At 73.0% G+C, this 21,233-nt stretch carries 23 protein-coding genes and 1 riboswitch; of the genes, 7 read left to right on the forward strand and 16 right to left on the reverse strand.

Features of this window, described 5'->3' with window-relative positions:
• The first annotated feature begins 65 nt into the window (after positions 1–65).
• Positions 66–671: a hypothetical protein gene (locus tag ACTMSW_RS06715; RefSeq protein WP_441179572.1), complete on the forward strand. Its 606-nt coding sequence runs from the start codon at positions 66–68 to the stop codon at positions 669–671.
• Between the two features lie 140 nt (positions 672–811).
• A complete protein-coding gene (locus ACTMSW_RS06720) occupies positions 812–979 on the forward strand; it encodes a hypothetical protein (RefSeq protein ID WP_441179573.1) in 168 nt (55 codons plus the stop codon).
• A 175-nt stretch (positions 980–1,154) separates the two neighbouring features.
• On the opposite strand, the gene ACTMSW_RS06725 is transcribed toward ACTMSW_RS06720, so the two are convergent.
• The 6 genes from ACTMSW_RS06725 to ACTMSW_RS06750 all read right to left on the reverse strand — a co-directional run bounded on the left by ACTMSW_RS06725 (position 1,155) and on the right by ACTMSW_RS06750 (position 7,427).
• Positions 1,155–3,173: an acyl-CoA dehydrogenase family protein gene (locus ACTMSW_RS06725; protein ID WP_441179574.1), complete on the reverse strand. Its 2,019-nt coding sequence runs from the start codon at positions 3,171–3,173 to the stop codon at positions 1,155–1,157.
• A gap of 122 nt (positions 3,174–3,295) precedes the next feature.
• Complete coding sequence (locus tag ACTMSW_RS06730) at positions 3,296–3,799, reverse strand: DUF6328 family protein (RefSeq protein WP_441179575.1); 504 nt, start codon at positions 3,797–3,799, stop codon at positions 3,296–3,298.
• Between the two features lie 135 nt (positions 3,800–3,934).
• The gene (locus ACTMSW_RS06735) at positions 3,935–4,684 is read right to left on the reverse strand and encodes a sugar isomerase domain-containing protein (RefSeq protein ID WP_441179576.1); all 750 of its coding nucleotides are present in this window, start codon (positions 4,682–4,684) and stop codon (positions 3,935–3,937) included.
• Positions 4,685–4,746: 62 nt separating this feature from the next.
• Positions 4,747–5,577 (reverse strand): alpha/beta fold hydrolase, encoded by an 831-nt coding sequence (locus tag ACTMSW_RS06740; protein WP_441179577.1) that lies wholly within the window; start codon positions 5,575–5,577, stop codon positions 4,747–4,749.
• 30 nt (positions 5,578–5,607) lie between these two features.
• Positions 5,608–6,381: a TIGR03943 family putative permease subunit gene (locus ACTMSW_RS06745; protein WP_441179578.1), complete on the reverse strand. Its 774-nt coding sequence runs from the start codon at positions 6,379–6,381 to the stop codon at positions 5,608–5,610.
• Positions 6,378–7,427: a permease gene (locus ACTMSW_RS06750; RefSeq protein WP_441179687.1), complete on the reverse strand. Its 1,050-nt coding sequence runs from the start codon at positions 7,425–7,427 to the stop codon at positions 6,378–6,380. Before ACTMSW_RS06750 ends, ACTMSW_RS06745 begins: the two co-directional genes overlap by 4 nt.
• Positions 7,428–7,627: 200 nt before the next feature.
• A riboswitch (TPP riboswitch) is annotated at positions 7,628–7,733 on the forward strand.
• A 74-nt stretch (positions 7,734–7,807) separates the two neighbouring features.
• Between ACTMSW_RS06750 and ACTMSW_RS06755 the strand changes: the two genes are divergently transcribed.
• The 4 genes from ACTMSW_RS06755 to gndA all read left to right on the forward strand — a co-directional run bounded on the left by ACTMSW_RS06755 (position 7,808) and on the right by gndA (position 12,344).
• A complete protein-coding gene (locus ACTMSW_RS06755; protein WP_441179579.1) occupies positions 7,808–8,398 on the forward strand; it encodes an ECF transporter S component in 591 nt (196 codons plus the stop codon).
• Between the two features lie 118 nt (positions 8,399–8,516).
• The gene (locus ACTMSW_RS06760; protein WP_441179580.1) at positions 8,517–9,962 is read left to right on the forward strand and encodes an ABC transporter ATP-binding protein; all 1,446 of its coding nucleotides are present in this window, start codon (positions 8,517–8,519) and stop codon (positions 9,960–9,962) included.
• Entirely contained in the window at positions 9,962–10,762 is an 801-nt protein-coding gene (locus ACTMSW_RS06765) for an energy-coupling factor transporter transmembrane component T family protein (RefSeq protein WP_441179688.1), read from the forward strand. The genes ACTMSW_RS06760 and ACTMSW_RS06765 overlap by 1 nt, the downstream gene beginning before the upstream one ends.
• Positions 10,763–10,901: 139 nt before the next feature.
• A complete protein-coding gene (gndA, locus tag ACTMSW_RS06770) occupies positions 10,902–12,344 on the forward strand; it encodes an NADP-dependent phosphogluconate dehydrogenase (protein ID WP_441179581.1) in 1,443 nt (480 codons plus the stop codon).
• Between the two features lie 500 nt (positions 12,345–12,844).
• Here gndA and ACTMSW_RS06775 read toward each other — a convergent pair whose 3' ends face one another.
• From ACTMSW_RS06775 to recO, 5 genes are all read right to left on the reverse strand, one after another.
• Entirely contained in the window at positions 12,845–13,609 is a 765-nt protein-coding gene (locus ACTMSW_RS06775; RefSeq protein WP_441179582.1) for a pirin family protein, read from the reverse strand.
• Entirely contained in the window at positions 13,603–13,824 is a 222-nt protein-coding gene (locus ACTMSW_RS06780) for a thioredoxin reductase (protein WP_441179583.1), read from the reverse strand. The genes ACTMSW_RS06775 and ACTMSW_RS06780 overlap by 7 nt, the downstream gene beginning before the upstream one ends.
• Before the next feature lie 124 nt (positions 13,825–13,948).
• Positions 13,949–14,134, reverse strand: coding sequence for a hypothetical protein (locus ACTMSW_RS06785; RefSeq protein WP_441179584.1), 186 nt, complete (start codon positions 14,132–14,134; stop codon positions 13,949–13,951).
• Positions 14,135–14,198: 64 nt separating this feature from the next.
• Entirely contained in the window at positions 14,199–14,999 is an 801-nt protein-coding gene (locus ACTMSW_RS06790; protein WP_441179689.1) for an isoprenyl transferase, read from the reverse strand.
• An 8-nt stretch (positions 15,000–15,007) separates the two neighbouring features.
• Entirely contained in the window at positions 15,008–15,883 is an 876-nt protein-coding gene (gene recO, locus ACTMSW_RS06795; protein WP_441179585.1) for a DNA repair protein RecO, read from the reverse strand.
• Positions 15,884–15,985: 102 nt separating this feature from the next.
• On the opposite strand from recO, the gene ACTMSW_RS06800 reads away from it, so the two are divergent.
• Complete coding sequence (locus tag ACTMSW_RS06800; protein WP_441179586.1) at positions 15,986–16,765, forward strand: DUF4097 family beta strand repeat-containing protein; 780 nt, start codon at positions 15,986–15,988, stop codon at positions 16,763–16,765.
• Here the strand turns inward: ACTMSW_RS06800 and ACTMSW_RS06805 are convergent.
• The 5 genes from ACTMSW_RS06805 to ybeY form a co-directional block, all read right to left on the reverse strand.
• A complete protein-coding gene (locus tag ACTMSW_RS06805) occupies positions 16,746–17,921 on the reverse strand; it encodes an acyltransferase family protein (protein ID WP_441179587.1) in 1,176 nt (391 codons plus the stop codon). The genes ACTMSW_RS06800 and ACTMSW_RS06805 overlap by 20 nt on opposite strands.
• A gap of 150 nt (positions 17,922–18,071) precedes the next feature.
• The gene (gene era, locus ACTMSW_RS06810; protein WP_441179690.1) at positions 18,072–18,968 is read right to left on the reverse strand and encodes a GTPase Era; all 897 of its coding nucleotides are present in this window, start codon (positions 18,966–18,968) and stop codon (positions 18,072–18,074) included.
• A 23-nt stretch (positions 18,969–18,991) separates the two neighbouring features.
• The gene (locus ACTMSW_RS06815) at positions 18,992–19,378 is read right to left on the reverse strand and encodes a cytidine deaminase (protein ID WP_441179588.1); all 387 of its coding nucleotides are present in this window, start codon (positions 19,376–19,378) and stop codon (positions 18,992–18,994) included.
• Positions 19,371–20,783 (reverse strand): hemolysin family protein, encoded by a 1,413-nt coding sequence (locus ACTMSW_RS06820; protein WP_441179691.1) that lies wholly within the window; start codon positions 20,781–20,783, stop codon positions 19,371–19,373. The genes ACTMSW_RS06815 and ACTMSW_RS06820 overlap by 8 nt, the downstream gene beginning before the upstream one ends.
• Positions 20,759–21,232: an rRNA maturation RNase YbeY gene (ybeY, locus tag ACTMSW_RS06825; RefSeq protein ID WP_441179589.1), complete on the reverse strand. Its 474-nt coding sequence runs from the start codon at positions 21,230–21,232 to the stop codon at positions 20,759–20,761. Before ybeY ends, ACTMSW_RS06820 begins: the two co-directional genes overlap by 25 nt.
• Position 21,233 lies beyond the last annotated feature (1 nt).

Below are 21,233 nucleotides of genomic sequence, written 5' to 3' on the forward strand. Positions count from 1 at the left end.
AAGGGCCCCTTCCTAACACGCGTGTGGGGTGCCCCGTACCGCACCGTCGTGGCACGCTGTCCGGCGTGAAGATCTACGCCGATCGCTTCCCGACCGCCGTCCGACAGTTGATCACCGACCTGCTCGTCGTCGCCTGGGTGTACGCGGCGGTGCGCGGTGCGCTGTGGCTGCACGACCTGGTGCAGAAGCTCGCCGTACCCGGACAGAAGCTGGAGGGTGCCGGGAGCGGCCTGGCCGACAACCTGGGCGAGGCCGGCGGCAAGGTCGGCCGGGTGCCGCTGGTCGGCGACGAGTTGACCGCGCCGTTCGAACGGGCCGCCGACGCGGCGCGCTCCCTGGCCGACGCGGGCCGGGACCAGCAGGAACTGGTCGACCAGCTCGCCCTCGCCCTGGCGGTCGCGTTCCTCGTCTTCCCGATCGGCCTGGTGCTGTTCGGCTGGCTGCCGCTGCGGCTGCGCTGGATGCGTCGCGCCGGCTCGGCGGCGAAGCTGGCCGCCGCGCCCGCCGGACGGGACCTGCTCGCGCTACGGGCACTGGCGACCCAGCCGTTGGGCACGCTCACCCGGATCGGGCCGGACGTCGCCGAGGCGTGGCGGCGGGGCGACGACGCGACCGTCGACGCGCTGGCCGCCCTGGAGCTGCGCCAACTCGGCCTGCGCGACGGCCGCTGACCCGCCCGGGTCCCTCGGGCCGGGCGCGACGCCGGCTCCCGCCGGAACTCCGGCGCTCGTGCGGGCGCTGCGCCGAACCTCCGCGTCCGGGCGGGCGCTGCGCCGGCTTCCGCGGGCCCGGCGGTCGCTAAGGTCGTCGGGTGTTCTTCTTCCTCGTCGTCATCGCCGTCCTGCTGCTGGGCTACGCCGGTTTCCTCCTCACGTTCGTCCGGCAGGGCCGCAAGATCCCGCCGGCGGCGTACCTCGGCTTGGCCGTGCTCAACGGCCTGATCCTGGCGGTGGTGCTGGCCTGGGCCGTCTCCCGCTGACCCGCCCTCCCCCAGCGCAGCGCGCCCATCGGTTCGGCCGGGCGCCCTCGCATGCGTCATACCTGTCCGTCATGAATATGACGGCCAGGTATGACGCTCATCCGCGCGGCACCGGCGGGCGGCGGACCGGCCGATGCGGTGCCGGGGCGGCCGCCCGCCGGGCAGCGGGTCGGCGTCAGGACGGCGGCGGGATGCGGCGGCGCACGTCGGCGGCGTCGGACGGGCCGGGCGACCAGCGGGCCACCCACGGCAGGTCGGCCGGCGGCGTGATCACACCCTCCTCCAACCCGGCGTACCGGCCGGCGAGGATGCGTCGGGCGGCGGCCACGTCGACGGAGTCGGTGTTCTCCCAGAGGGCGGTGAAAAGCGCGTCCACCCGGACCCGGGCCTGCCGGCAGAACAGGTCGGCCAGCTCCACGTTCTCCGGGCGGGTGCCCCGTTCGGCGTGGGCCCGGACGCAGACCGCGGCCATCGCGAACAACTCGGCGCCGATGTCCACCACGCGGCCGAGGAACGCCTGCTTCCGCTCCATCTTCCCCTGCCACCGGGACATCGCGTAGAACGTCGACCGGGCCAGCTTGCGGGAGGCCCGCTCGACGTGGCGCAGGTGGCCGGCGAGGGGACCGTATCCGGCGTACGCACCGGGGGCCTGTCCCTTGCCCACGGCCAGGGTGGGCAGCCACTTCGCGTAGAACGCGCCGGCGCGGGCCCCGGCCTTCGCCTTGCGGCCCAGGCCGGCGTCCGGGTCGATGATGTCCCCCGCGACCGAGAGGTGCGCGTCGACCGCCTCCCGGGCGATGAGCAGGTGCATGATCTCCGTCGACCCCTCGAAGATCCGGTTGATCCGCAGGTCCCGCAGGAGCTGCTCGACGGCGGCCGGGCGCTCGCCCCGGGCGGCCAGGGAGTCGGCGGTCTCGTAGCCGCGGCCGCCCCGGATCTGGATCAGCTCGTCGGCGATCCGCCAGGCCATCTCGCTCGCGTACAGCTTCACGAGGGCGGCCTCGATGCGGATGTCGTTGTGGTCGTCGTCGGCGAGCAGGCAGCACAGGTCGAGCATGGTCTCCATGCCGTACGTGGTGGCCGCGATGAAGGACAGCTTCTGCGCCACCGCCTCGTGCTCACCCACCGGACGGCCCCACTGGACGCGGTCGGCGGCCCACTCGCGGGCCACGTTCAGCGCCCACTTGCCGGCACCGACGCACATCGCGGGCAGCGACAGCCGGCCGGTGTTGAGCGTGGTCAGGGCGATCTTCAGGCCCTTGCCCTCGCCACCGATCACGTTCTCGGCCGGCACGAAGACGTCGTGGAAGCGGGTGAGGCTGTTCTCCAGGCCCCGCAGGCCGACGAAGGCGTTGCGGCGCTCCACCGTGATGCCCTCGGAGTCGCCCTCGACCACGAACGCGGTGATGCCGCCCCGCCGACCCTCGGTGGCCGGTACCCGGGCCATCACCACCAGCAGGGTCGCCACCGTGCCGTTGGTGGCCCAGAGCTTGACCCCGTTGAGGCGGTAGCCGGTGCCGTCCGGGGTCGGTTCGGCGGTGGTGGCGAGCCGGGCCGGGTCGGAGCCCACGTCCGGCTCGGTGAGCAGGAAGGCGGAGACCTCACCGGCGGCGAGCCGGGGCAGGAAGCGCTGCTTCTGCTCGGCGGTGCCGAACATCTTCAGCGGTTGGGGCACGCCGATGGACTGGTGGGCGGAGAGCAGCGCGCCGATGGCCGGGCTGATCGAGCCGGCCAGCATCAGCGCCCGGCAGTAGTGCAGGTTGCTCAGCCCGAGCCCGCCATAGCTGCGGTCGATCTTCATGCCGAACGCGCCGAGCCGGCCCAGTCCCTGGAAGACCTCGTCCGGGATGGACGCATCGCGCTCGATCGCCGCACCGTCCACCTCGGAGGCGAGGAACTCGCGGAACCGCCCGAGGAACTCGTCGGCCCGGCTCACGTCCGCCGGGTCGGGGCGGGGCCACGGCTCGATGAGGTCGAGGCGGAACCGGCCGAGGAAGAGTTCCTTGCCGAAGCTCGGACGGTCCCAGGAGGACTCCCGGGCCGCCTCCGCCACCTGGCGGGCCTCCTTCTCGGAGACCTGGCCGGCCTCCGTCGGCAGTGGCCCGGCGCCACCGGCGGCGTCCACGCGGTCGGCGGTGGGTCGGTCCGCGCCGGAGTCGTCCGGCGCGGGTCGGCTGTTCTGCGTGGTGGTCACGGCTGCCCCCTCGAACCTCGGTCCGGCTGCGTCGACGAACGCGACACCGAAAACGCTACCCCCGGGTGTTACCCAGGGGTAGCGTTCCGTGAGATCGAGTTTCGTCGGTTCCCGCGTGCCGGTCAGTCCCGGACGCCGGTCGGCGGGTTGTCTTCCTCGTCGTCGACGTCGTCCTCACCCCAGCTGCGCCGGGCGAACGGCAGGATCGCCCAGAAGGTGAGGAACCAGATCGCGGTGAGCCCGCTCAGCACGAAGGCGATCGGCCGGTCGAGCACGAAGTCCGTGATCAGCAGGACCGCGGCCACCATCGAGATGAGCATGAAGGCGAGCCCGCCACTGGCCATCCGGTGCGCGAACCGGACCAGCTCCGGCTTGCGGCCCTGACGGAACAGCGCCCGGTGGAACGCGACCGGCGAGATGATCATCGCGGTGGCGGCCGCCGCGGCGAGCAGCGAGACGATGTAGACGTCCTTCTGGAAGTTCGTGGTCCGGGTGAAACCGTTGCTGAACGGCAGGGTGAGCAGGAAGGCGAAGAGGATCTGGACGCCCGTCTGGGCGACCCGCAACTCCTGCAGCAGATCGGCGAAGTTGCGCTGCCAGCGCTGCTTCTCGGATTCCTTCGACACGCTCACCTCCGGTCAGACGGTACTGCCGGCGGATCGCACCCACCGGCAGGATCGCTGATGCCCGATCACGTTGATCGTGAAACCGCTTCGGCCACCGGCCGGACATCTTCCGGACATCCGCCCGTCACCCGGCGGTCAGGAGCCGCGGCGGATGCGGCCCGCGTACCGGGCCTCCAGGGCGTTGTTGTGCTCGTCGCCGCCAGCGATGTTGGCCGACAGGTAGACCGGGGGCCGCTCCCCCGCCGCCAGCAGCCGGGCCACCACCTCGACCGTCAACTGCTGGGCCAGCAGCGCCGCGGTGATCGAGGAGACCGCGCCCACCGCGCCGCCGCCGGGCAGCGGAAGGGTGGCGTCTCCGTACGGGGCGCCGTTGTCGAGCACGACGTCGGCGAAGTCGGCGAGCTTGCGCCCGGACGGGTGGCGGGAGGTCATCCGCCCGGAATGCTCGGTGGAGGTGATGACGATCAGCCGGTGCCCCTTCTCCCGCACCAGGGCGGCGAACTCGACCATCGCGCCGTTGACGCCCGAGTTGGAGGCGAGCACGAACACGTCCTGCGGGCGGACCGGGGCCAGGTCGTACAGGCGGTGCGCCACTGACGGGTCCCGTTCCAGCATCGGCCCGAGCATCTCCGGCGACCCGCCGCCGAGCAGCACCAGGTCGCGCAGGGCGATCCGGTTGGTCGGCACCAGCCCACCGGCCCGGCCGGCGATCTCCATGGCGAGCGCCTCGGAGTGGCCGGTGCCGAAGGCGTGCACGACACCGTCGGCGCGGACCGCCTCGGCGACCAGGTCCGCCGCCCGCGCCACCGCCGCACGCTGGCTCTCGGCCACCCGGTGCATCGTCGCCGTCACCACCGCCAGGTAGTCGTCACCGCTCAGCGTCACGCTTCCTCCGTCCATCCGTGTCCTCTCGTTGCGCCGTCGGCCGGACCGGTCCGGCCAACGGGTCAGGCCAGACCGCGTACGCGGGCCAGGATCGCCTCGGCCAGCGGTGCGGGAGCCTCGTCGGGGATCCAGTGGCTCACCCGGGGCAGCGTGACGAACCGGTAGTCGCCGGTCACGTTCTCGGCGCACGCCTCCGCGGCGGTCCGCCCCACCGCGATGTCCCGGTCGCTCCACACGTAGGTGGTCGGCACCGACACCGGGCCGGTGGACGCCATCGTGGTGCGGGACATCGCCCGGTACCAGTTCAGCGCCGCGGTGAGGGCGCCGGGTTCGCGCATCGGGTCGGCGTACGCGGCCACCCGCCGGTCGTCGCCGACGCCGTGCAGCATCCGCCGCAGGCCGGTGGCGTTGAGCGCCAGCAGCGCCTTCTCCGCCCTGCCGGGCTGACGGAACAGCATGATGTACGCCGAGCGCGCCTTCTGCTGCGGGTCCTTCGCCAGCGCGTGGGCGAAGGCTGCGGGGTGCGGCACGGACACCGCCGTCAGGGTGCGGACCCGGTCGGGGTGCCGGGCGGCGAGGTCCCAGCCGACCACGGCACCCCAGTCGTGCCCCACCACGTGCGCCGCGTCGACGCCGAGGGCGTCCAGCACGGCCACCGCGTCGGCGGTCAGCTCCGGCATCGCGTACGCCTCGACGGCCTCCGGCCGCGCGCCCGGCGAGTAACCCCGCTGGTCCAGTGCGTACGTGCGCAGGCCGGCGGCGTGCAGGGCCGGCACCACCTCGTCCCACTCGCCGGAGTGCTGTGGGAAGCCGTGCAGCAGGAGCACGGGCGCGCCGTCCTCCGGCCCACCCGCGCGTACGTCGAAGGTCAGTCCTCGGGCCTCGATCCGCATGATCGGCAGCCTACCCAGGCGGGGCGGCCCTCACTCGTACTGGCGCTTGGGGGCGGGCACCTGCTTCCACGACTCCACGTCGAGGTACGGGATCTCCGCGTCGTTGACCGGGTCCGGGGCGACCCGGTCGCTGTACCGGCCGGTCACCTCGACCCAGGTGTCGTCGGGGAGACCGGCGGGCACGTCGCCGGTCAGGCCGAGCTTGACCGGCCGCCCGTCGGCGGCGCAGCAGGAGAGCACGATCCGGGCGAGGATCGGCTGCCCGTCCGGGCCCTTCGCGACGAAACCGGTGATCAGCACCCGCCGGTCGCCGATGGACGTGCCCTTGTCGAACAGCGCCCGCGAGGCGTAGTCGAGCACTCCCACCCGCACCGGGTCGCCCTCGGGCAGCGGCGGGTAGTCCGAGGGTTGCTGCTGGCTGGACAGGGCGGTGCCGGCCTGCCCAGCCGCGTACGACCCGAGGGCCGGCGGGGCGACCAGCAGCAGCCCGAGCACGGGAAGGATCAGCAGCCAGCCGACCCGCGGCTCGTGGTGGCCGTGCCCGTCGTCGTCGGTGTGCCCGTCGTGCCCGGGTGCGTCGTGCCCTTCGAGGCCGGGGCCGTCGGCCGGAACCGACGCGGGGCGGGCCGGGCGCAGCTCGTACCAGAGGGTCATGATCGCGGCCACGACCAGGACGATCCCGGCGGCGACCAGGAAGGGACGCAGCCCCTCCTTGACGTAGTTCAGGTAGAGGTCGGTGAGGCTGGCGCGGATCACCGCGCCGCCGAGCAGCAGCAGGACGACGGCCTGCGCCTGCCGGTTCACAGCAGCACCGCCCCGACGCCGACGGCGACGAGGACGGCCACCACGAAGGTGGTCGGCGCGAAACGGGACGCGAACCGCCGGCCGAAGACGCCGGTCTGCATCGAGATCAGTTTCAGGTCGACCATCGGTCCCACCACCAGGAAGACGAGCCGGGACGTGAGCGAGAACTGCGACAGCGAGGCCGCCACGAAGGCGTCCGCCTCCGAGCAGATGGACAGCAGGACGGCGAGTACGGCGAGGGCCAGCACGGACAGCACCGGGTTGTCGGCGAGGGTCTGCAACCACCGCTCGGGCACCAACACGTTGATGGTGGCGGCGGCCATCGCGCCCACCACGAGGAAGCCACCGGCGTGGGTGACGTCGTGTCGGACCGCCGCCCAGAACGCCAGGCCCCGCGGGCCACCGTCCAGCTCGGGACGGCGGGGCAGCCGGATCCAGTCGGCGCGGCCGAGGCGAAGCCAGAGCCAACCCATGATCATGGCGACGATGAGGCTGGCCACCGCACGGCCGACGACCATCTCCGGGTTGTTCGGGAAGGCGACGGCGGTGGCGGCGAGCACGATCGGGTTGATCGCCGGCGCGGCCAGCAGGAAGGCCAGTGCGGCGGCCGGGGTCACGCCGCGCCGGATCAGCGAACCGGCGATGGGCACCGAGCCGCACTCGCAGCCGGGCAGGACCACGCCCGCGGCGCTGGCCACCGGTACCGCGAGGGCCGGATGGCGGGGCAGCGCCCGGGCCCAGAACGACCGGGGCACGAAGACGGCGATCACCGCGGAGAGCAGCACGCCGAAGACGAGGAAGGGCACCGCCTGGACCATGACCGAGACGAACACGGTGGTCCAGGTCTGGAGTCGGGGTGAGGACAGGAGGCCGGCCAGCGGCTCCCGGAAGATGATCAGCAGCACCAGCAGTGCCGCGAGCACCTCGACCGAGCCGATCCGGCCGCCCAGCCCGCCGCGCGGGCCGTCGTCGTCGCGCTCCGCCGACTCCTCCGGGCGTACGCCCTGCGTCCCGGTCGGGGCGTTCGGTGCGGCCAGGCCGACCATCCCTGTGCGGTGCGCCTCGCTGCCGTCGTGGGACGGGTCGGGGCCCTCGGTTTCCGGTGTCACGTGTGCGTCCTTCTGCCGGGTGGCGGGACCGGCGGCCTGAGAATACCGGTCGACCTCGGCCCCGGTCGATGGATGACCTGCGGAGAGATCACTTTGCCCGATGATCTTCACTGGTGTTAGCGTCGACGAGACAACTTCACATCCGACAGGGGAGCGCACAGCGCTGAGAGTGCGGGCACCGCCCGCAGACCCTCGAACCTGATCTGGGTAATGCCAGCGCAGGGAGTTCGGTCGACCTCCAGCCGCGCCGCCGTCCGGGCAATCCGGGCGTCGGCGTGCGTCTTCTCCTGGTTCACCTCATGGACTGGGAGCGCAGCATGACCACCACCGACACCACCCGTTGGCGCACGATCGACATCGTCGTCGCCTCGGTCCTCGCCGTCGCCTTCGGCGTCATCTTCTGGGCCTGGGACCTTGTCTGGGCCGCCACCGAGGGCGCGTTCGCGTTCTTCCCGCCGGCCCAGTCGGTCATCTACGGCATCTGGCTGCTGCCCGGCGTGCTCGGCGGGCTCGTCATCCGGAAGCCGGGGGCGGCCTTCTACTGCGAGTTCCTCGCCGCGTTCATCTCGGTGCTGCTGGGCAGCCAGTGGGGTGCCGTGGCGATCCTCCAGGGTGCGTTCCAGGGCCTCGGCGCGGAGCTGGGCTTCGCCGCCTTCCGGTACCGCTCGTTCCGCCTGCCGGCCGCCCTGCTCTCGGGTGCCCTCGCCGGCCTGGCCGCGGCCATCTTCGACCAGGCCCGGTACTACACGACGCTCGACCTGTGGAGCGCCCGGGTGCCGATCTTCGTGATCACCGTGCTCAGCGCCACGGTCGTCGCCGGCGCCGGCGCCTGGTACCTGACGCGCGCCCTGGCCAACACCGGCGTCCTGGACCGCTTCCCCGCCGGCCGCGACCGAGCACTGATCTAACCTCCACCCCCACCCACCCCACCCCCTCCCTCGTTGATCAAGAGGTTTGCGTCAACGGGAGCCGTTGTCCTGACGCAAACCTCTTGATCAACAGCAGTGGGCGGAGGGGGTGGGTGTAGTGGGTCGGGTGGAGCTGCGGGGGTTCGGGTGGCGGCACGCCGGGCGGAAACGCTGGGCGGTGCGGGGAGCGGACCTGCGGGTGGAGCGTGGGGAGCGGGTGCTGTTGCTCGGGCCCTCGGGGGCGGGCAAGAGCACGCTGCTCGCGGCTCTCGCCGGCCTGCTGCCCGAGGACTCCGGCGAGCAGGAGGGCACCGTCGAGATCGACGGGCTGGACCCGCGCAAGGACCGGGAGCGGGTCGGCATCGTCTTTCAGGACCCGGAGACCCAGCTGGTGATGGCCCGCTGCGGCGACGACGTGGCGTTCGGGCTGGAGAACCGGGGCGTACCGGCCGCCGAGATCTGGCCGCGCGTCGACCAGGCGCTGCGCCGGGTCGGCTTCCCGTACGACCGGGACCGTCCCACCGCCGCGCTCTCCGGCGGCGAGCAGCAGCGTCTCGCCCTGGCCGGCGCGCTGGCCCTGCGCCCCGGGCTCCTGCTGCTCGACGAGCCCACCGCCAACCTCGACCCGGCCGGTGCCGCGCTGGTCCGGGAGGCGGTGGCCCGGGCCGTCGACGCCGACACCACGTTGATCCTGGTGGAGCACCGGGTCGCCGAGGCGCTGCCGCTGGTCGACCGGGTGGTCGTGCTCCAGCCGGGCGGCGGCGTGCGCGTCGACGGCACCCCCGAGGCCGTCTTCGGCACACACGGCGACGCGCTCGCCGCCGACGGGGTCTGGGTGCCCGGCCGGCCCGTACCGCCCCGCCGGGCCACCGTGCCCGCGGGCGGGACGCTGCTCGCCGCCGAACGGCTCGGCCTGCCGCCCCGGCTGGCCGCCGTCGACCTGACCGTACGCGCGGGCGAGGCGCTCGCCGTCCTCGGCCCGAACGGGGCCGGGAAGTCCACCCTCGCGCTGCTGCTCGGCGGGCTGCTGAAACCGGGCACCGGTCGCGTCGCCGCCACGGCGGAGCTGGCCGGGGCCGACGCCCGCACTCCCCCGCACCGCTGGCGCGCGCCGGCGCTGGCCCGTCGGATCGGCTCGGTCTTCCAGGACCCGGAGCACCAGTTCGTCACGAGCACCGTCTTCGACGAGCTGGCGCTGGGCCCCCGCCGCACCGGCCGTCCCGATCCGGAGGTACGGGCCACGGTGGACGGGCTGCTGGACCGGCTGCGGCTGACGAAGCTCGCGGGCGCCAACCCGTACACCCTCTCCGGTGGTGAGGCGCGGCGGCTGAGCGTGGCGACGGCCCTGGCCACCGCGCCCCGCCTGCTGGTCTGCGACGAACCCACCTTCGGCCAGGACCGACGGACGTGGCTGGAGCTGGTCGACCTCCTCGCCGAGCTGCGCGACGCCGGGCACGGCCTGGTCACCGTCACCCACGACGCGGAGTTCGTGGCCGCCCTGGCCGACCGCAGGGTCCTGCTGGACCGCCCGCCGGTCGACGCGCGGCCCGGGACGCGACCGTGATCGGGGACTTCGGACCGGTCGCCCGGCCGGACGCGCCGCTGGCCCGGCGCAACCCGGTGGCGAAGCTCGCGGCGGCCCTGGTCTTCTCGATCGTCCTCATCGCCACCCTGGACCCGGTGGCTCCGGCGATCGCCATCGCCGTGGAGCTGGCGGTGCTGCCGCTGTTCGGCGTGCACCCCCGGGTGCTGCTCCGGCGGGCGTGGCCCCTGCTGCTCAGCGCCGCCGGGATCGTGGTGACGCTGGTGCTCTTCGCGGCCGATCGTTCCGGTCGGGTGCTGGTCGAGGCCGGGCCGGTGGTGGTCACCTCCGGGGTGCTGCTCACCGCCCTCGGCCTCGTGCTGCGGGTGTTCGCCGTCGCCCTGCCGGGGGTGATCGTCTTCGCCACCACGGATCCGACCGACCTGGCCGACGCGCTGGTCCAGAACGCGAAGGCGCCGGCCCGGTTCGCCATCGGGGCCCTGGCCGCGTTCCGGCTGGTGCCGCTGCTCGGCCAGGAGTGGCAGATGATCGCCATGGCCCGCCGGGCGCGGGGCGTCGACGCCGGGCGCAACCCGGTGGCCCGGCTGCGGCTCTTCGCCTCGACGGGGTTCGCGCTGCTGGTCGGTGCGATCCGGCGGGGCACCCGACTGGCCGTCGCGATGGACGCCCGGGGCTTCGACGCGCAGACCCCGCGTACGGTCGCCCGGCACCAACACTTCGGCCTCGCCGACGCCGCGCTGGTCGCCGGCGCGACGGCCCTGGCCCTCGCGGCCGTCACGACCAGCGTCCTCCTCGGCACCTTCCGCCCGCTGGTCGGCTGACCCCGGCCCCGCCCGATCGCGGCGGCCGCGACGTCCTGCGGCGCGGCGGTGACCGGTGGTCACGACACCACCCGGTACGCCGTGGAGCGCGATACGGTCTCAGCGGCAGAAGTGTCGACGATGGAAGGTGGCGGGACGCATGGCGGAGCAGGCGACGGCGCAGATCGGCGTGACGGGACTGGCGGTGATGGGCCGGAACCTGGCCCGCAACCTCGCCCGGAACGGCTTCACCGTGGCGGTGCACAACCGAACGCCTGAACGGACCCGCACCCTGGTCGCCGATCACGGCGACGAGGGGACGTTCGTGCCGGCCGAGTCGATGAGGGACTTCGTCGCGGCGCTGGAGCGCCCTCGCGCGGTCATCGTCATGGTGAAGGCGGGCGGCCCCACCGACGCCGTCATCGACGAACTGGTGCCGCTGCTGGACTCCGGCGACATCATCGTGGACTGCGGCAACGCGCATTTCGCCGACACCCGCCGCCGTGAGGAGGCGCTGCGCGCGCAGGGCGTGCACTTCGTCGGCACCGGCGTGTCCGGCGGCGAGGAGGGCGCGCTGCTCGGGCCGAGCATCATGCCCGGCGGGTCGCCGGAGTCGTACCGCAAGCTCGGCCCGATCTTCGAGAAGATCGCCGCGCAGGTGGACGGCACCCCGTGCTGCCGGCACATCGGCTCCGACGGCGCCGGTCACTTCGTGAAGATGGTGCACAACGGCATCGAGTACGCCGACATGCAGCTCATCGCCGAGGCGTACGACCTGCTGCGGGTGGGCCTGTCGGCGGAGCCGGCGGAGATCGCGGAGATCTTCCGCGAGTGGAACTCCGGCGAGCTGGAGTCCTTCCTCATCGAGATCACCGCCGACGTCCTGGCACACACCGACGCGGCCACCGGGCGGGCCTTCGTGGACGTGGTGCTCGATCAGGCCGAGCAGAAGGGCACCGGCCGCTGGACCGTGCAGAGCGCCCTCGACCTGGGCATCCCGATCACCGGCATCGCCGAGGCGACCTTCGCCCGCTCGCTGTCCGGGCACGCCGACCAGCGCGAGGCCGCCCGCGCCGCGTTCCCCGACGCGGGCGAGAAGTGGCAGGTGAGCGACCGGGAGACCTTCGTCGAGGACGTGCGGCGCGCGCTGCTGGCCAGCAAGATCGTCGCGTACGCGCAGGGCTTCGACCAGATTCGCGCCGGCAGCCGGGAGTACGACTGGAACATCGACCTCGGCGGGACCGCCACCATCTGGCGGGGCGGCTGCATCATCCGGGCGCGTTTCCTGGACCGCATCCGGCAGGCGTACGACGAGAAGCCCGAGCTGCCCACCCTGCTGGTGGCGCCGTGGTTCGCCGACACGGTGCGCGACGGCGTGCCCAGTTGGCGGCGGGTGGTGGCCGAGGCGGCCCGCGCGGGGGTGCCCGCGCCGGCGTTCGCCTCGTCGCTGGCGTACTTCGACGCGCTGCGCGCGGAGCGACTGCCGGCGGCGCTCATCCAGGGCCTGCGGGACAACTTCGGGGCGCACACGTACCACCGGGTCGACCGTGAGGGGAGCTTCCACACTCTCTGGGCCGGGGACCGTTCGGAGAGCGAAGCCTGATCCCACCCCCCGCTCCCCCGTTCAGCGGCGGGCCAGCCCGCACGGTGCCGCCGTGTGGACCTGGCCCGCCGCACCTACTTACGGTGACGACTGTCGACCGTCACCGTCCGTCACATGGCGCCCGCCACACCATGATGCGGTTTCCCGCCTTTGCTCTGCACCCCAGGACGCACCACGTCCCTGACCTGGTGCTGGCGATATCCACGCCTCCGGCCTGACACCCGACCGGGTCACACAACGTAGCTGGCGCGTAGAGGGGTGCAGAGCAAAGGCGGAGACGGGAATGGTCGGAGCGCGTCACGTCGTCACGATCGGCGACGACGAGGACGGGGACCCCCGTACCCTCCCGACCCGGGCCCGCCCGGCGCGCTCCCACCCCGCCCCACCCTCGCGATTTTGCACTTCGGGTCGGGACAAAAGGGTTCAACCGACACGAAACGGCGACCGAAGGTGCAAGATCGCGGAAGGCGGCGCGGGGCGGGGCGGGGGGACGCGGGGGGTCAGGTGATTGTGGCGTGCATTTCCCACACCAGGATCTCGGCGGGCTCGGTGGCGGTGAGCCGGCGGCCGCCGGTCATCGTCAGCCGGGCCGCGTCGCCGGTGCCCAGGACGCCGCTGTCCTCCATGGTCACCGCGCCGCTCGGCACGTAGAGGTGGACGAACGGCGCGCCCGGGAGCGTCACCTCGTCCCCGGGGCCGAGCCGGGCGGCGTGCAGGGTCGCGTACCGGTTGCGGATGCGGATCGCCGAGTCGGTGGCGTGGCGGTCCATCCCGGACGCCACCGGGACCAGTCCGCCCCTGAGGAGTTGGTCCTCGATCTCCAACTGCTCGTAGCCGGGGTCGACGCCCTCTGCGTCGGGTAGGACCCACATCTGCACGAAGTGGACCGGGTCACTGTGCGGGTCCCGCCCCTCCAGCCTCCAGGAGTCGTTCTTCTCCGAGTGCAGGATGCCGGTGCCGGCGCTCATCCGCTGCGCCAGCCCCGGGTAGATCACCCCGGAGTGGCCGGTGGAGTCCTGGTGCACCAGGGACCCGCGCAGCACCCAGGTGACGATCTCCATGTCCTGGTGGGGATGGGTCTCGAAGCCAGCTCCCGGCCGGACCACGTCGTCGTTGTTGACCAGCAGCAGGCCGTGGTGCGTGTTCGCCGGATCGTAGTGCCGGGAGAACGAGAAGGAGTGCTTCGAGTCGAGCCAGGAGATCGACGTGGTGAAACGCTCGTCCGCCCGCCGGATGTCGACGTTCGGGGCCGGCGCGCTCACCACGCCCGTTGCCCGGTCTCGGTGGGCGCCCAGGCCAGGGCCGGTTCACCGGTGGACAGCTCGGCGATCTCACCGGAGCGCACCTCCGGCGTGTGACCGAACTCCCGACAGTGCTGCTCGGCGATCTCGGCGCAGATCTCGGCGACCTGCTCGCAGATCGGATCTCCGAGATCCGCCGCGTTCAACGCCATGATCATTTTGTACTGCAGGTCCCGCATCCTCGACCCCCGACCGTCACACGTCCCCGCCTTCGATCCTAGGTCTCGGCGGGCCGGTAGGAGCCCGGATGCGCGGCGACGCCGCCCCCGGGGGTCGATGGGGACGGCGTCGGCGCGAGCCGGATCAGAAGAAGCGGCGACGCTTCGCCTGCTGCGGGCGCAGCATGTCCGCGCCCTTGTTGAGCAGGCGGGTGATTCCGGAGGGACCACGGCGGGCCTCCAGCGTGTGGCTGAGCCGGCGCGCGCCGGCCGCCGCCACGGGTACGGCGATCGCCATCACCGCCCACTGGGCAATACGCTTCTGGATCATGTGGGTTCACCTCCGTCAGTGGCTGCTGACCGTAGTGGTACCCAGACACGGGGGGTGGTAAGCGTCAGCTGGTGGGGGCAACCGGGTTCGGCAGAGCCCCGCCGAACCGGCGGTCCCGCTGCGCGTACAGCTCGCAGGCGTACCAGAGGTGGCGACGGTCGAAGTCCGGCCAGAGGGTGTCGAGGAAGACCAGCTCGGCGTACGCGGTCTGCCACAGCAGGAAGTTGGAGATCCGCTCCTCGCCCGAGGGACGCAGGAACAGGTCCACCTCGGGGATCTCCGGGTGGTACAGGTACTTCGCGACCGTCTTCTCGCTCACCTTCCCCGGGTCCAGCTTCCCGGCCGCCACGTCCCGGGCGATCGCGGCCACCGCGTCGCCGATCTCGGCCTGCCCGCCGTAGTTGACGCAGAACTGCAGGGTGAGCGTCGAGTTGTCCCGCGACATCTCCTCCGCGGTCTGCAACTCCGAGATGACGCTCTTCCACAGGCGACCGGCCCGACCCGACCAGACCACCCGGACGCCCAGGTCGACGAGCTGGTCGCGGCGACGCCGGATGACGTCCCGGTTGAAGCCCATCAGGAAGCGGACCTCCTCCGGCGAGCGCCGCCAGTTCTCCGTGGAGAAGGCGTACGCCGACAGGTAGGGGATGCCCAGCTCGATCGCACCCTCGATGGTGTCGAAGAGGCTGTACTCGCCCTGCTCGTGGCCCTTGGTGCGGGGCAGACCGCGCTCCTTGGCCCACCGGCCGTTGCCGTCCATGACGATCGCGACGTGCTTCGGCACGGCCCCGGCGGGCAACGCCGGTGGGCGCGCCCCCGACGGGTGGGGTGTCGGCGGCACCGGCTCACGCCGGCCGGACCTCATCGATCGGATCACTCGGTCATCTCCCTGCTTGCACCGTCCGCACCGGCCCCCGCAGCGGACGGGGAAGGACCCCCGCCGCTCGCGCCGTCGACCGACGGCGGGACCGCGCCGGCCGTCGGGGCACCCCGGTCGACCAGCGGCAGCGAGCGTAGCGCGCGCTCCAGGTGCCATTGCAGGTGCGCCGCGACGAGGCCGCTGCACTCGCGGCGTACGCCGGTCTCGGTCGCGTCGGCGACCACCCAGTCACCGATGGTCAGCGCGGACATCAGGTCGATGGTGGCCGGGGCGGGATGGGCCGCGCCGGGCGGCCGGCAGTCCGGGCAGACGGCGCCGCCGGCCGGGACGGAGAAGGCCCGGTGCCGGCCGGGCGTGCCGCAGACGGCGCAGGCGGTCAGTGCCGGCGCCCAGCCGGCCTGGGCCATCCCGCGCAGCAGGTACGCGTCCAGCACCAGCGTGGTGGCGTGCTCGCCCCGCGCGAGGGCCTTCATCGCGCCGAGGGTGAGCTGGAACAACCGCAGCGACGGCTCCCGCTCGACGGGGGTGAGGCGTTCCGCGGTCTCGGCGATCGCACTGGCCGCCGTGTAGCGCGGGTAGTCGCCGAGGAACCGCTTGCCGTAGAGGTCGATCCCCTCGACCTGGCTGACGGTGTGCAGGGAGCTGCCGAGGTTGCCCTTCGGGTCGCCGGCGAGCTGGAGGTCGACGTGGCCGAACGGCTCCAGCCGGGCCCCGAAGCGGGAGGTGGTGCGGCGTACCCCCCGGGCCACCGCGCGCAGCCGACCGTGCCGTCGGGTGAGCAGCGTGATGATCCGGTCGGACTCGCCGAGCTTCTGCACGCGCAGGACCACCGCGTCGTCGCGGTAGAGCTGTCGGCGGTACCCGGCCATCGGGCCATTCTCCCTCGGGGTGGGAAATCAGGGTCGGCTCGGGGTGGACGCGCGGATCGACCCCGATGCGCGGCGTCGGCAAACGGCCGTAGCGTCCTGGCCATGGCACTGCACCGGACCCGCACCGCGCTCGGCGCGGCCACCGCGCTCATCCTCCTCGCCGGGTGCGACAACCTCTCCTTCCGGCGACTCGACTTCGACAACACCGAGGCGGTCCGGATCACCTCGATCCAGGTGCAGCCAGGTGCGGGGGACGTCGTGGTCCGCGCCACCGGCCAGCCGAACGAGGTACGGATCAAGCGGGTGGTCCGCTACCAGGGCGGCGAGCCCGACACGACGTACGAGATCATCGGGTCCGAGCTGGTGCTGGACACCGAGTGCGGCTCCCAGTGCACCGTCTCCTACGAGGTGACCGCCCCGCCCGGGGTGCGGGTGCGGGGCGAGACCGGCTCCGGGGACGTCGACCTCAGCAAGATCGGCGAGGTGCAGTTCGAGCTGGGCTCCGGCGACGTGCGGATCGCCGGGGCGACCGGGCCGGTACGCGCCGAGACCGGTTCCGGCTCGATCGAGGTCGACGACGTCGCCGCCCCGGTCACCCTCCGGGCGTCCTCCGGCGACATCTCCGTCCGCCGCTCGCGGGGCACGGTGGACGCCGAAGCCCAGTCGGGCAACGTCACCGTCGAGCTGACGGCGGTGGCCTCCGTACGCGCCCAAGCCACCAGCGGGGACGTCGAGCTGACCGTGCCGACCGGCCGTTACCAGGTCCGCTCCGCCGCGGCCGAGGCGGGCCGGACGGAGGTCGGCGTGGCGCACACGCCGGACGCCCCGGCGGTGCTCGACGTCGCCACGAGCAGCGGCGACATCACGGTCGCCCAGCGTTGATCTCGACGGTCTCCACCTCGCGCGCGCTCCACTGCCTCGGCACCTCGGCACGGCCGAAGCCCGGCCGGACGGGTACCACGGAGGGATCGGCGTGCCCGGCGCCGGCCGGGGCCGGGCTGGTGGGCACGACGTCGGCGGCGTGGGGGCGGGCCGGGCGGCGGCCACCGGGTACCAGCTCGGGTGGCCGCCGGGCGGCCACGTCCTCGACCCAGCCCACCGCGGCGGTGACCAGGCCCACCAGGGCGAAGACCAGCGCCACCCGGACGGCCAGCCCGACCGGGTCCTGGTGGGTCCAGCCCATCACGCCGACGAGCGGGGTGAGGGCGACCACGAACGGCATGTGCCAGAGGTAGACGGTCAGCGCGCGCCGGTTGAAGACCGTCACCACACGGCTGAACAGGGCGTGCCGGTCCACCCAGGCGGTCGTCGCCGGCCCCCGACCGAGCAGCACGAGGACGAAGGCCGCCGACCAGAGGGCGTTGGCCAGAGGGTTGTCGTTGAGGTCGTACCCGCGCGGGCCCGGATGGGTGACGATCCACGCCCCGCCGACGCCGGCCAGGGCGAGCGCGAGGGGCACCAGCACCCGGTTGGCCAGCCGGCGCAGCATCCCCGCCTGGTGGGCGAAGCCGAGCAGCCAGGGGCCGAAGTACAGGCCGAAGTCCCGGGCCGCCGTCGGCGCCGTCGGCCACAGGCCCACCTGCAGCGCCAGCAGCAGGGCGTACGGGGACAGCAGGGTGAGCAGCGGCGCGCGGCGGAACAGCCACAGGGCCACCGGTGAGGCGAGGACGAACCACAGGTAGTCGCGCAGGTACCAGATGACGCTCAGCGCCAGCGCTCCCCAGTCGTTGGCCGGCGGGTCGGCGATCGGGAAGAGCCAAAGCAGCACCTTCGGCGACAGCGGCAGGCCGGTGAGCAGCATCGCCGGTACGAACACCGCGGCGAGCACCCACAGCGACGGCAGCAACCGGCGTATCCGCCGCAGGACGGCACCGGGGCCCCACCTGTGCAGGGAGGCGGCCATCAGCGAACCGGCCAGGGCGAACATCACCGACATGGCGGGGAACACGAGGGTCAGCGAGGCCCACCCGGTGACGTGGTAGACGACGACGCGGACGATGGCGAGGAAGCGGAGCAGGTCCAGGTATCGGTTTCGCATCAGCCTGCACTTGTATCCGGGGGCACGAGGGTTCGACTCCTACCCTCCGTCGCTCCCCCGGCAAACAGACGCCGCCCCGTCGGGAAGTGAAACACTCCATATGCCCGACCGGTACCGATCAGACCCCGGGCCGCTTCCGCCGGTGGTCGGTCAGAACCCCAGCTTGCGCAACTGCTTCGGGTCGCGCTGCCAGTCCTTCGCCACGCGTACGTGCAGGTCGAGGTAGACCCGGCTGCCGAGCAGCTCCTCGATCTGCTTCCGCGCCCGGGTGCCGACGTCCTTGAGCCGGCTGGCCCGGTGGCCGATCACGATTGCCTTCTGGCTCGGCCGCTCGACGTACAGGTCGGCGTAGATCTTGATGACCTGGCCCTCGGGGATCATCTCCTCCACCACCACCGCGATGGAGTGGGGCAGCTCGTCGCGGACCCCCTCCAGGGCCGCCTCCCGGATCAGCTCGGCGACCATCACCTGCTCCGGGTCGTCGGTGAGCATGTCGTCCGGGTAGAGCTGCGGCGACGGCGGCAGGTAACCGGTCATCACGTCGACGAGCGTGTCCACCTGGTGTCCGGAGACGGCGCTGACCGGCACCACGGCGGCGAACTCACCCAGCTCGCTGACCGCCAGCAACTGCTCGGCCAGCCGCTTCTTGGCCACCAGGTCGGTCTTGGTGACCACCGCCAGCACGGTCGCCTTCAGCTCGGCCAGCTCCCCGGTGATGAAGCGGTCGCCCCGGCCCACCGGCTCGTCCGCGGGAATGCAGAGCCCGATCACGTCGACCTCGCTCCACGTGGCGCGCACGAGGTCGTTGAGGCGCTCGCCGAGCAGCGTACGGGGGCGGTGCAGGCCGGGGGTGTCGACGAGCACGAGCTGCGAGTCGGGCCGGTGCAGCACGGCCCGGATGATGTGCCGGGTGGTCTGCGGCTTGTTCGACGTGATCGCGATCTTGGTGCCGACGATCGCGTTGGTCAGCGTCGACTTGCCGGCGTTCGGCCGGCCGACGAAGCACGCGAAACCCGCCCGGTAGGGCCGCTCCCGCGGGTCGCTCAGGCTGGTTCGCTCGCTGCGCTCGCTCACGCGACCACCGTGCCGAGGACGGTGCCGTCCGGCGCCGCCACGTGGATCGGCGCGTCCGCGGCGAGGTCCCGGACGGCGGCGTGACCGGCGCCGTCCAGCGTCGACGCCTCGGTCACCACGACCGCGGCCTCCAGCCGGGTCGCGCCGGCCGCCGCCGCCGAGGCGACGGCGAGCTGGAGCGCGGTGATGGTCAGCGAGGGCAGGGAGACGCTGGCCGCCGCGTACGTCCGGCCGTCCTGGTCGCGGACCGCGGCGCCCTCCACGGCACCGATCCGGCCGCGTGCTCCGCGGGCGAGGACGACCAGCTTGGCGTCCTCGGCGCTCAGCGCCACGGGCTCGGACGGGGTGGGCCGGACGGCCGGCGCGGCGGGTGACTCAGGCATCTGCGGGTTGCCTCTCCTCGGATCGGTCGGTGTCGCCCCGGGGCTCGGCCTGCTCGCCGCGCCCCGGATTGTCCTGCGTGTCGGTCGACTCCACCCGGCGGACGAGCACGGTGTCGATCCGGTTGCGTCGGCCGGTGGTGCCCTCGGCGACCAGCCGGAGACCGGCCACCTCGACCTCCGCGCCCGGGATGGGAACCCGCCCCAGGGACTGCGCGAGCAGGCCGCCGACGGTCTCCACCTCGTCGGTGGGGAGTTCGGTGTCGAACAGCTCGCCCAGGTCCTCGACCGGGAGCCGCGCGGTGACCCGCACCGCCCCGTCGTCGAGGTGCTCCACGGGCGGGCGCTCGACATCGTACTCGTCGGTGATCTCGCCGACGATCTCCTCCAGGATGTCCTCGATGGTGACCAGACCGCCGGTGCCGCCGTACTCGTCGACGACGATGACCAGGTGGTTGCGGGCGGCCTGCATCTCCGAGAGCAGGTCGTCGACCGGCTTCGACTCCGGCACGAAGGTCGCCGGGCGCATCAGCTCGGCCACCGGCAGCTCCCGGTCCTCGTCGGCGCCGCCCTGGGTACGGCGGATGAGGTCCTTGAGGTAGAGCACGCCGAGCACGTCGTCGACGCTCTCCCCGATCACCGGGATGCGGGAGAAGCCGGAGCGCAGGAAGAGCACCAGAGCCTGGGAGAGGGTCTTGCTCTCCTCTATCCACACCATCTCGGTACGCGGCACCATCACCTCGCGGGCGATGGTGTCCCCGAGCGCGAACACGGAGTGGATCATCTGCCGTTCGCCGTGCTCGACGACGCCGCGCTGCTCGGCCAGGTCGACCAGCTCGCGCAGCTCCACCTGGGTGGCGAACGGCCCCTCGCGGAAGCCGCGCCCCGGGGTGACCGCGTTGCCGATCAGGATCAGCAGGGAGGCGAGCGGGTTGAGCGCCCGCCCGAGCCAGCGCACCAGCGGGGCGACAGCCCGAGCCACCGCGTACGCGTGCTGCCGGCCCACGGTGCGCGGACCCACGCCCACCACGACGAAGCTGACCACGGTCATCGCCCCCGCGGTGACCAGGGCGGCCCGCCAGCCGGCGCCGAAGGTGTCCACCGCGACGAGGGCGACCAGAGTGGTGGCGGTCAACTCGGCGAGCAGCCGCAGCAGCAGCAGCAGGTTGAGGTGGCGGACCACGTCCCCGGCGACGGCCTGGAGCGCGCGGGCGCCGCGGGCTCCCTCCCGGGCCAGCTCGGCGGACCGGGCTGGGGAGACCGCGGCCAACGCGGCCTCGGTCATCGCGATCAGCCCCGCGAGCACCACCAGACCGGCGGCGAAGACGATCAGTTGCAGGTCGGGCAGGCCGGTCGCGGCGGCCGCCGCTGTGTGGGCGGACATCACCGCGACCGGGTCGACCGCCAGCTGGCCAGCAGTCGGGCCTGGAGCCCGAACATCTCGCGCTCCTCCTCCGGCTCGGCGTGGTCGTAGCCGAGCAGGTGCAGCACACCGTGCACGGTGAGCAGGTGCAGCTCGTCGGCGGAGGTGTGCCCCGCGGCGGCCGCCTGCTTGGCCGCCACCTCGGGGCAGAGCACGATGTCGCCGAGCAGCGCCGGCTCACCGCCGGCAGCGGTGCTCTCGCCCGGGCCGTGGTCGACGCTGCCCTCGTCCATCGGGAAGGCGAGCACGTCGGTCGGACCGTCGCCGCCCATCCAGCGGTGGTTCAGCTCGCTCATGTAGTCGATGTCGACCAGCAGCACGGACAGCTCGGCGAGGGGGTTGACCCCCATCTCGTCGAGGGCGTGCCGAGCCACGGCGAGCACGGCGTCGGTGTCGACGTCGACACCCGACTCGTTGGCGATTTCGATGGACAAC

The sequence above is a fragment of the Micromonospora sp. BQ11 genome (assembly GCF_052068135.1).
GTDB lineage: Bacteria > Actinomycetota > Actinomycetes > Mycobacteriales > Micromonosporaceae > Micromonospora.